Source organism: Trichlorobacter sp. (assembly GCF_030247655.1).
Taxonomy (GTDB): Bacteria; Desulfobacterota; Desulfuromonadia; order Geobacterales; family Pseudopelobacteraceae; genus Trichlorobacter.
Genome location: NZ_JAOTRZ010000109.1, coordinates 1 through 9,291, shown reverse-complemented (window position 1 = coordinate 9,291; position 9,291 = coordinate 1). Strand labels below are relative to the sequence as shown.

Annotated in this window: 10 protein-coding genes; 5 read left to right on the top strand and 5 right to left on the bottom strand. The window is 51.6% G+C overall.

Annotated elements, in window-relative coordinates:
• Window positions 1-577, top strand: a 577-nt coding sequence (locus OEL57_RS10380; protein WP_300740371.1) for a helix-turn-helix domain-containing protein, incomplete at its 5' end; no start/stop codon positions are given.
• Window positions 578-593: 16 nt separating this feature from the next.
• Window positions 594-1,376 carry a methylmalonyl-CoA decarboxylase gene (gene scpB, locus OEL57_RS10375; protein WP_300740368.1) on the top strand — a complete coding sequence of 261 codons (783 nt, stop codon included), beginning with the start codon at window positions 594-596 and terminating at the stop codon, window positions 1,374-1,376.
• A gap of 78 nt (window positions 1,377-1,454) precedes the next feature.
• On the opposite strand, the gene OEL57_RS10370 is transcribed toward scpB, so the two are convergent.
• Window positions 1,455-2,777, bottom strand: a complete 1,323-nt coding sequence (locus tag OEL57_RS10370; protein ID WP_300740366.1) for a citrate (Si)-synthase — start codon at window positions 2,775-2,777, stop codon at window positions 1,455-1,457.
• A 146-nt stretch (window positions 2,778-2,923) separates the two neighbouring features.
• The gene (locus OEL57_RS10365; RefSeq protein ID WP_300740364.1) at window positions 2,924-4,114 is read right to left on the bottom strand and encodes a M24 family metallopeptidase; all 1,191 of its coding nucleotides are present in this window, start codon (window positions 4,112-4,114) and stop codon (window positions 2,924-2,926) included.
• 64 nt (window positions 4,115-4,178) lie between these two features.
• On the opposite strand from OEL57_RS10365, the gene OEL57_RS10360 reads away from it, so the two are divergent.
• A complete protein-coding gene (locus OEL57_RS10360; RefSeq protein WP_300740362.1) occupies window positions 4,179-4,775 on the top strand; it encodes a 50S ribosomal protein L11 methyltransferase in 597 nt (198 codons plus the stop codon).
• Here the strand turns inward: OEL57_RS10360 and OEL57_RS10355 are convergent, their stop codons facing one another.
• The 3 genes from OEL57_RS10355 to OEL57_RS10345 all read right to left on the bottom strand — a co-directional run bounded on the left by OEL57_RS10355 (window position 4,776) and on the right by OEL57_RS10345 (window position 8,042).
• Window positions 4,776-5,888, bottom strand: a complete 1,113-nt coding sequence (locus tag OEL57_RS10355) for a zinc finger domain-containing protein (protein ID WP_300740359.1) — start codon at window positions 5,886-5,888, stop codon at window positions 4,776-4,778.
• A 15-nt stretch (window positions 5,889-5,903) separates the two neighbouring features.
• Window positions 5,904-7,058 carry an SPFH domain-containing protein gene (locus tag OEL57_RS10350; RefSeq protein ID WP_300740358.1) on the bottom strand — a complete coding sequence of 385 codons (1,155 nt, stop codon included), beginning with the start codon at window positions 7,056-7,058 and terminating at the stop codon, window positions 5,904-5,906.
• 108 nt (window positions 7,059-7,166) lie between these two features.
• Window positions 7,167-8,042, bottom strand: a complete 876-nt coding sequence (locus OEL57_RS10345) for a MerR family transcriptional regulator (protein WP_300740356.1) — start codon at window positions 8,040-8,042, stop codon at window positions 7,167-7,169.
• 245 nt (window positions 8,043-8,287) lie between these two features.
• Between OEL57_RS10345 and OEL57_RS10340 the strand changes: the two genes are divergently transcribed.
• The gene (locus OEL57_RS10340) at window positions 8,288-8,611 is read left to right on the top strand and encodes an SRPBCC family protein (RefSeq protein ID WP_300740353.1); all 324 of its coding nucleotides are present in this window, start codon (window positions 8,288-8,290) and stop codon (window positions 8,609-8,611) included.
• Window position 8,612: 1 nt separating this feature from the next.
• Window positions 8,613-9,291 (top strand): EAL domain-containing protein (locus tag OEL57_RS10335; RefSeq protein ID WP_300740351.1); only part of this gene is annotated, 679 nt, incomplete at its 3' end.

Genomic DNA, 9,291 nt, shown 5'->3' with positions numbered 1-9,291 from the left:
GGTCAGGGTTGATGTGCGGGTTGTTGCTGCTACATCATATTCACTTACACAGGCAGTGTCGGATGGTCAGTTTCGTGAAGATCTCTACCAACAGCTACAAGTGGTGCCGCTTGAGTTAACTCCCTTGCGTGAACGTCGTGATGATATCCCGTTGTTGGTCAAACATTTTGTCTGCTTGTTCCATCGTCGTGAAGGATGGGAGCCCAAGGTCTTTGACGATTCAGCGCTTGCCTGTCTACAGTCCTATGATTGGCCGGGTAACATCCGTGAGCTTAAAAACATTATTGAGCGGATATTGATCATGTCTGTAGGGCCTGTAGTTACAGCAACTGATTTGCCAGAACTGATGCCGGGTGGTAGTTGCCGAAAAGTGGCGGATATGCAGGGTCCTTCTGATGATAATGAGGGTGCTGTTAGCTCACTGCATTCTGCCCGCGAGAGATTTGAGCGGGATTTTATCCAGCAGGCTTTACAGCATTCGTTCTGGGATTTGGATAAGGCAGCTACCCTGTTGGAAATAGAGCGTACAGCATTGCAACGTAAACTGCTTCAATATGGTCTGAAGCCACAAGAGTAACAGTATAGAGGTGCCTATGTCATATATTCTGACGGCAGTTGATAACCGGATAGCAACTATTACTTTTAACCATCAAGAAACACGCAACAGTCTTAGCTGTCAATTGCTGGATGAGATGCTCCAGGCAATTGAGCGGTTTTCCCTGGATGAAAGCGTGCGTGTTTTGGTCATTCGGGCACCGCAGGGGACGAATGTCTGGTCATCCGGCTTTAATATTCATGAGCTACCGATATCTGGTAGAGATCCTTCGTCATACAATGACCCCCTTGAGTGTCTGTTGCGGGCGATTGCGCGATTTCACTCACCGGTGATTGCCATGATTGAAGGCTCTGTCTGGGGAGGGGCCTGTGACCTTTCCTTTGTATGTGATATTGCCATTGGGTGTCCCAGTTCATCGTTTGCTATTACACCGGCCAAGCTTGGAGTACCCTATAACATTTCCGGTATCATGCATTTTTTCAATATTGTCGGTCCACGGATAGCACGAGAGATGTTCTATACTGCAGAGCCAATCCCTGCTGAACGGGCAGTGCAAGTGGGCATATTGAATCACCTGGTATCCGCTGAAGAGCTTGAGTCGTTTACCTATGCAATGGCTGGTAGAATAGCGGACAACTCTCCTTTGGCTAACCGTGTTATGAAGGAACAGTTGCGTTTGCTGGCCGATGCCTATCCTTTGCGCCCTGAGACCTTTGAGTATGTTCAGGGCTTGCGGCGTATGGCGTATGATAGCAAGGATTATGAAGAGGGAAAACGCGCCTTTCTTGAACGACGCAAGCCGGTATTCACTGGTAAATAGCGGAAGCCAGCCATGCCGAGGAATAAAAAAGGGGATGCGATATCGCATCCCCTTTTGTTTTGCAGCAACAGGCGGTGATTAGTTACGGCCGCCAGCCTCAGCCCACTTCTCAAGCGTTGCAGTAGTAACAGACTTCGGACGCTCAAGAGCATAGCCCAGACCGCGGTCCCAAGTGATGTTAGCCATGCAGCCCAGTGCGCGGCCTACACCGAACAGTACGGTGTAGAATTCAAACTCAGTCAGGCCGTAGTACATCTGGATAACACCGGACTGTGCATCAACGTTTGGCCAAGGGTTCTTGGTCTTGCCGTGCTCAGTCAGAACGCCAGGAGCAACTTCAAAGATCATGGCGATAACTTTGAACAGTGGGTAGTCTTTGAGGCCCGGGGTGTTGAGGCAGAATTCACGCTGTGAAGTGTAGCGTGGGTCGGTCTTACGCAGAACTGCGTGACCATAACCTGGGATAACCTGACCAGCATTGAGTGTATCCCAAAGAGCAGCTTTGATCAGCTCTGCAGTAGGCTCAACATCTTTGCAATATTTTTCCTGGAATTTCAGGGTCCAATCCAGAACTTCCTGGTTTGCCAGACCATGCAGTGGGCCTGCCAAGCCGTTCAGGCCTGCAGAGTATGCATAGTAAGGGTCAGACAGAGCGGAGTGCACCAGGTGGGTGGTGTGTGCGGATACGTTACCGGACTCATGGTCAGAGTGCAGGATGAAGTACATACGTGCAACGTCCTTATACTCCTCTTTCTGGCCGATCATATGAGCAAAGTTTGCGCCCATATCCAGGCTAGGGTCGATGGCAACTTGCTTGTCACCACGATACTTCAGGTTGTAGATGAAAGCAGCGATAACAGGGATACGTGCAACGATATCACTGGCATCTTCGTAGACATATTCCCATGCAGTCATCTTGTTGAACTTGCCAGAGTTGTAGAAACCGGCAAATTTGGAGTCTTTTTGCAGTGCCAGCATACCTACAGACAGCATTACCATTGGATGGCTGTCTTTAGGCAGGGCACGAATAGCATCAAATACATACTGAGGCACAACCTGACGGGTTTTGAACTCTGTAACAACTTCGTCAACCTGAGCTTGGGTAGGTACGTCACCGGTAAGAAGCATGTACCAGAAAGACTCAACAGTAGGATAGTTTGAGCCGGGTGCCTTTGGCAATGCCTCAAAGGTTTCAGGAATGGTCTTGCCACGGAAACGGATGCCTTCCTGTGGATCCAGGTAGGAAATATCAGTTACCAGGTTGCGGATGTCGCGGGCGCCGCCGATGCACTGATCGATGGTTACTTCATCAATCTTCACCTTACCGAATTCTTTAACCAGACGTGCGGTGCGGGGACGATGCTCTTCGATCTTTTGCTTGAGGGTTTCCTTCAGAGCCATTGGGTACTTCTCCTTTCGGGATAATGGTGCAACTAGTCAATTGCACAATGCAATAAACGTTTTGAATATACTGTATACAGAAATTTTGGCTGTTATAGCACCCTGTGGGGGCAAATACAACAGGTTTTTTGTATACTGAAACAACATTATAAAATTACGAGCGCATCATCGGAACGGGTCAGCTGTTTTAGCCCGTCATTGCTGAGATAGAAGGTGTTTTCAATACCAACGGCACCTTCTCCGGGGAAGACCACTTTGGGCTCAAACGCCCAAGCCATACCAACCTCCATGGTCTGGTCCTTAAACCCACGGGCAATAAACGGGAATTCATCGATTTCTATCCCCAGCCCATGCCCGATAAAAGAGACCTGCGAGCCTGGAGCGCCCATAAAGCTATCGGCGTAGCCCAACTCCATAGCCAGCCCATGGCAACGATCGTAGATATCGCCCCAGCTGATACCCTGCACAACAATCTTTTTCATCAACTCCTGTACCTTCAGCATATCTTCAAAACCTTTGGTGAGGCGATCCGAAAGTGGACCAATACTGAAGATACGGGTCTGGTCAACTAGATAGCCGTCAATGCTGCCGGCAAAGTCCATGATAATAGGCTCGTTGCGGCCGATCGGTTTATGGCCGGCTCCTTGACCAAAACAGGGGGATGCTCCCAGTCCGCCGAAAGGAGTGTCGGTGTAGGCCGGAACAGCGCTGTCAGTGCCTGAGAAGGTATGTCCAAAGCACATTTCTCCATTAAAGACCCGCATCCTGATCAGCCCCAGATGACCATGCTTGCGGGCTGTGTACTCCAGCTCTGCTGCCAGCTCATAGTCAGTCATTCCCTCTTTGATGGCTTCTTTGGCTCGTTCATAGACTTTATGTACCTGATCGGCTGCATCCCGCATTAGATGGATCTCATAATGGCTCTTGATCATCCGTATCTGTCGGATCAGCGGTGTTGCATCGCTGAAGGCTGCATTGGGCCATACCTTGCGATAGCGCTCCAGAAAGACAACCGGCAATACGTCAAATTCAAGCCCGACCTGTTTCGGCTCCGGGTAACCATAGCTGCTGATTATGGCTGGTATATCCTTGGGGGCAGAGAAGGGGAGGACTTCTTTCAAGCCTGATTCCATGCGTGCCCGAGCCTGATCCCGGCGAACCATGTAGAGCGGTTGGCCGCAGGCAGGGACATAGAGACAGCCATTTTGGACGGTACCGGTAAAGTAGTAGAGATCAGCATTCTGTACGAGCAGCACTGCATCAAGGCTCGATGCCTGCATCAGGTCTTGTAGCTTTTTACAGCGGAATTCCAGTTCAGTGGCCGGGGTCAGTCGCATGGATTTATAGTTCCTTTCTTTAGGCACTTGACGACAAGGCCGGAACCGGTTAGGGTGCCGCCCCATGTCAGGACGAATATTCAAATCATTTTCCATCGGCCTCTTTACCATTATTCCTGCTGGTGATCCAACTCCAAATCCATGCGGCCTGCCGATTGTGCTGGGGAAGAAAGGGGCTTTTGGCTCAGGTGAGCATGAAACCACCGCCTCCTGCCTTGAAATAATGCCCCTTATTCCCGGCATGCAAGGGAGCCGCGTACTGGATCTGGGGAGTGGTACCGGCATCCTTGCCCTGGCTGCAGCCCGTCTTGGGGCAGAGGTGGTGATTGCAGTTGATCTGGAAGAGGCCGCAGCGGTTTCCTGCCGGGAAAATGTAGTTTTTAATGGGCTTGAAGACAGGATCACCACGGTCTGTGGTGAGTTGGCCAGTATTGAGATACAGCTGTTTGATCTGATACTGGCTAATATCTATGCCGACATTCTGCTGCCGCTGGCGGATCAGCTGGTGAGGATGACTGATCCCGGTGGGCATCTGCTGCTATCCGGTATCCCCTTGCAAGATAAGTTTGACATAATACAACGCTACACCCGATTGGGATGTAGCGTTGTTGACAGCAGGATAGGGGAGGAGTTTGCCACCTATCTGTTTGAGAAGTCGTAACTACTTCTTCAGTACCAGCGCAATCAGGATCAGGACGATGATGCTGGCTACCACCGTCATGGCTATCTTGGTCACCGACCAGGGACGTTCGCCCTGCACTTCTCCGGTAGAACCGTTGATCAGGAATCGGTAGGATTTGTCGCCGTACTTGTAGGCACTGATCCAGACCGGTAGCAGGATATGCTTGAAGGTGATGCCGTCAAACTGGGTCCGTACGGTGGTGATCCGTTGGTGGTCACCGCCGATATCTGCAGCAACAGTCTTCCTGATGGCTCCATCCATATTCTTTTCTGCCCGTTCAAAGCCATCCCCCAGATCAACCTGATAGGCCTCTGCCTGAAAACCGCTCATGTAGGCATCCTGATACGGGACAAGAGATTTCATGTCCCACGGTTCCAGTTCATCAACGATCTCTGGAGGCAGAGAGCGTCCTGCCTGGACAATAACATCATCAAAGTTCTGCCAGACCGTGCCGCTGGCATGGTACCAGCGGGTGTGGCGTACCTGGCGAGTCCGGCTGACTGTTTTGCCGTCATCGTCAGTTTCACTGTAACGTTCGGTCTCGTAGTAATCCTCGCCCCGCTCGCCATCATACCAAGTGGTTGATTTGGCATCAAATGTCCAGTAGGGGATGTACATCCCTTTGATACCGCCATCTCGTGCGGCCTGTTCCTTCAGTCCGCCGGGGGCGAACCACAGACCACCCAGCCAGTCTCGAAACAGTTCCATCGCCTTGTTCTTGGGGATCTTGAACGGCAAGATAGCCCCCGGCTTGATCAATCGGCTAGCCTTGGCCTTGGCCTGCAACTGGGTACCGCAGAACGGGCAGTGGCTCATGGATATGTTGGGCTGCAGGGTGGAGGTGCCACCGCAGGACTGACACTTGACGGTCTGTATCTCTTGAGAATCACCCTGTTCTGTTGCCCGCGCGAAATACTCGTAAAAATCAAGCTCTCTGATTTCCTCTGCAGATTGGGGAATCTTGTTCTGGTGGTTACAGTAGGGGCACTTCAGGGTGGCGGCACCAGGATGAAACTCCAGTTTGGCCCCGCAAGATCCGCAAGGGAACTGTTTGGTAGCTGTATTGGGTGTCTGTTGGGTTGGGTCGCTCATGCGTTGTCTCCTGGTCTACGCTGGAGGCATGGGCGGAGGAACTGCACCAAAGACCGGAGCCAGCTCAGCCACAGTACCGGCTGCTGTCCAACTTGCCATACCCTGTTTCCAGACCAGGGTCTCACGGGTCAGTTGCCCGCTCATAACCATTTGCTGCAGTGCTGGAGTCTCAAACGGGCCTGCCTGCTGACCGTTCATCGCCACAAACAGGTTAAGCTGGGGCAGGGGAGGTGGTCCTGGCATAGGTGGAGGCTGGGCTGCTCCGCCTGAGAATCCAGGGGCAACACCCGGTTGTTGTACCATGTTGGTAAAGGCGCCGCCCATGGCATTACCCATCTGACCACCCATACCAAAGCCCATGCCGATACCGACGCCGGCTGCTGCCAGACCGCCGGGATTGTTGGCGGCGTCATTGATAGAGTTGGCGGTCTCGTACTGGGTGTACATCTGCATGTTGCCGATGGCCCGCATGGCACCGGCCTTGTCAATGGCCCGTTCAACCTCTTCAGGTAGGCCCACATCCTGTACTTGTACCTCGGTCAGGGTGATCCCCAACCCTTCAAAGGCCGGTGCAATCCGCTCTTTCAGTATCTCACCCATGGTAAAGACCTTGCTTTCAAGATCGATCACCGGAATCTGTAACTCCGGCATCACTTCCTTGATGCGCATCCCGATCTTGCCCTTCAGGTTGTCCTGAATCTCGTCGGTGCTAAACTCACCATCTGTGCCGGCAATTTCACGGATAAACACTGCCGGATCTTTGATCTTGATGGCGTAGATACCAAAGGCCGTTACCCGTACCGCACCGAATTCAGGATCGCGCATGGTACAAGGGCCGGGGGTACCCCACTTCAGGTTGGTGAACTGGCGGGTGGATACAAAGTAAACCTCGGCCTTGAAGGGGGATTCAAAGCCGTATTTCCAGCCTTTCAGAGTGGCCAGAATCGGCATGTTCTGAGTGGTCAGGGTGTAGGTGCCCGGGCCGTAAACATCTGCCAGCTGGCCTTCGTTAATAAAGACCGCAGACTGGCCCTCGCGCACGACGAGTTTGGCGTTGTACTTGATTTCATTGTTGTAACGAGGGAAACGGTAAATCAAGGTGTCGTTGGTGTCATCAAGCCATTGAATAATGTCGATGAGTTCCGCTTTTAACTTATCCCATAATGCCATGTGAGAGTCTCCTTACGGGGGATCTTGGATATACCGCACAAGTGGACAGTGTAAATGGTTTTTTGAATGTTGCAAGAGGGGAAATACAGCGGCCTATTAAAGGTTTTATCACTTTTGCTGAACTGCTTCTGGTATCTCTCCTAAATGTCGGAAAAGTTTTATGCCGACAGGCATCTTCGGAAGGCTATTGGTCCCTCTCCCGCCAGCCCAGAGACTGACTGTGTTGGGTAGCATGCTGCGCAGGCGCACCAGCTGGGCGGCAACGGTGCGACGGTTTATGTATTCGCTGCAGGATATGCCGACAATGCGGCATTCACCTTCAATCGCTCCACGTACAATCTCCTCAAGTGGTGTCTGCACCCCCAGTAACAGAATTTCTACTCCTTCCAGGGCAAGCATGCAGGTTGCCATCAACAGGCCGAGGCCGTGCTGTTCGCCAGGCAGGGTGGTTAAAAGGGCTCTGGAGTTTCCCGGCGTCTGCGGCAGACTGCGTAGGGCAGCAAGTAGTACCATGCGCACCTGTTCCGTATAGTGGTGTTCATCTAATACCCCTATTCTGCCTGCAAACCATGCTTCTCCAACCGCATGAGTCATCGGTGCCAATACGCCAATCAGGAAATCCCGTAAGCCTTGCTGCTGCAGTAATGCTTCCAGTCGCGCCAGCAGACCGTAACGAGGTCCCGTTACTAATATCTGGAGTAGCTCTTCAACATCGCGCGGGACTGTGTCCGTCTCCCGCTGTTGTTGCGTGATCTGACACAACTGCTGCAGGTCAAGTCTGGCAAGCTTGCCAGGCCGCATGCCGCTGCCCAAAAGCTGCTTGATCAACCGTAGACGTTCAAGTTGCTCAACGCTGTAGTTTCTCTCACTGCGCTGATTGCGCAGAGGCTCAGGAAAACCATAGCGTCGCTCCCAGATCCGCAGGGTGTCACGGCTGATACCGGTTTCACGTTCAAGGTCGCTGATTGATAGTCGTACGGGCATAATTTGTCCTAGACAAAAATAATTTATGGTGTGAAGATAGCACTATAGTTGGTGTGTGTCCATTGCAAAAAAATGCAATTAACGACATAAATATGGATGGTGATCGCATGTACACGCTCAGAAGGACACAGCTGCTGCCCGTGCCATTACAGACAGCGTGACAGTTCTTTTCAGATCCACGCAATCTACCGGTAATTACGCCACCAGATCTGGGCTTTAAGATCACCTCTGAGCTTCCGGAGCAGATGTATGCCGGTATGGTGGTGACCTACAAGGTAACTGCCCTGGCAGGGGTGCGGGTGAATTGGGTGACGGAGATAACCCATGTCCGTGAACCTGACTTTTTTGTGGATGAACAGCGCTTTGGACCCTATCGTTTCTGGCACCATCAGCATCATTTCAAGGAGGTAGCTGGCGGTACAGAGATGACGGATTGTGTCTCGTACCTGCTGCCGTTTCGTCCGTTTGGTTTGCTGGCGGCCCCTCTGGTGCGCAGCAGGCTTGAACATATTTTTGATTACCGGCATGAAGCTATTGCTAAATTCCTAAGTATGCCTGAAGGAGTTTGAAATGACCTGTAAACGTTGCGGTACTGTACCAACCATTAGTCAGGCGCCTGGCGAAGCACTGTTCAGCTGCGCTGTTGAACTGCTGCAGGACAAGCTGATCAGTATCCTCCAAGAAGAGGGCTTTGTTCCAAGAGTGGAAGGTGAAGTGGTTAAGCTGGCGGTTGACAGCTTTCAGGGCCTTGTAGCCTGTCTTTCCCGTCGTACTGATATTGCTGATGTGGAGGCAGACGGGTTGAACCTGCTGTTTCTAGGGCAGGGTGAGCAGTTGGATTTTGCCGCGTTCTCCCGTACCAAGAACCTTAAGAAATGGTTTTTTCTGCTGAATAACCGGGATTTTATCGACATCTTTGAAAATAATTCCCTGACCACCTGGTTTCAGCCGATTGTCTCGCTGCCGGATATGGAGATTGTTGCGTACGAGTGTTTGTCACGGGGGGTTAAGTCTGATGGTAGCCTGATGCCGCCAAGCCTGCTGTTTAAGCTGGCAGTAGAAAATGATCTACTCTTTTTTCTTGATCGGCTCTGTCGTGAAAACGCACTGAAAACTGCTGCGGTAAAGAAGATTGCCGCTGATATTTTTATCAATTTCATCCCCACCTCAATCTACGTGCCGGAAACCTGTCTGCAAAGCACCATGCACTGGGCTAACCAGCTTGAATACGACGCGAACCGGATTGTCT

Bases quoted from the DNA above. Each gene is read 5' to 3' on its own strand.
- OEL57_RS10345 (WP_300740356.1), bottom strand. From the start codon at position 8,042: ATGCCCGTACGACTATCAATCAGCGACCTTGAACGTGAAACCGGTATC.
- scpB (WP_300740368.1), top strand. From the start codon at position 594: ATGTCATATATTCTGACGGCAGTTGATAACCGGATAGCAACTATTACT.
- OEL57_RS10360 (WP_300740362.1), top strand. From the start codon at position 4,179: ATGTCAGGACGAATATTCAAATCATTTTCCATCGGCCTCTTTACCATT.
- OEL57_RS10350 (WP_300740358.1), bottom strand. From the start codon at position 7,058: ATGGCATTATGGGATAAGTTAAAAGCGGAACTCATCGACATTATTCAA.
- OEL57_RS10340 (WP_300740353.1), top strand. From the start codon at position 8,288: ATGTATGCCGGTATGGTGGTGACCTACAAGGTAACTGCCCTGGCAGGG.
- OEL57_RS10365 (WP_300740364.1), bottom strand. From the start codon at position 4,114: ATGCGACTGACCCCGGCCACTGAACTGGAATTCCGCTGTAAAAAGCTA.
- OEL57_RS10370 (WP_300740366.1), bottom strand. From the start codon at position 2,777: ATGGCTCTGAAGGAAACCCTCAAGCAAAAGATCGAAGAGCATCGTCCC.
- OEL57_RS10355 (WP_300740359.1), bottom strand. From the start codon at position 5,888: ATGAGCGACCCAACCCAACAGACACCCAATACAGCTACCAAACAGTTC.